Source organism: Mesorhizobium sp. M8A.F.Ca.ET.207.01.1.1 (assembly GCF_004794715.1).
In the GTDB taxonomy this organism is placed as follows: domain Bacteria; phylum Pseudomonadota; class Alphaproteobacteria; order Rhizobiales; family Rhizobiaceae; genus Mesorhizobium.
In genome coordinates this window covers 1-298 of sequence record NZ_SRUS01000493.1, presented here as the reverse complement: position 1 = coordinate 298, position 298 = coordinate 1, and the positions used below count along the sequence as shown (strand labels likewise).

1 protein-coding gene is annotated in these 298 nt (G+C 56.7%); it reads right to left on the bottom strand.

Annotated features, from left to right (window positions below):
- Window positions 1–298, bottom strand: a 298-nt coding sequence (locus EN850_RS35520) for a Fic family protein (protein ID WP_136093069.1), incomplete at both ends; no start/stop codon positions are given.

Here is a 298-nt window from a genome sequence, read left to right as displayed (position 1 = left end):
CCGCAAGAAAAGGATGTATCGACTCGAATTGGACATGCGCCAAAGACGCCTTTACGATGTTCGGCAGCCGGTCGTCAGTGTGAAGGAATTTCTCGAAGGCATCGAGACATTGCATCAACTGGTCTGGAGGAGGGGGAACGAACATCGCGTTGCCTGGCCGGGTTCCACCGATCCAGTTCTGCGATTGTCTGAATTCACCAGGTTGCGATGAAGCACCGCGTCCCGCCTTGAGGAGGACGCCGTGCATTTCGCGGATGAGCCGGAGCGAAAGCGGAAATCCACCTCGCATCCGATCGAG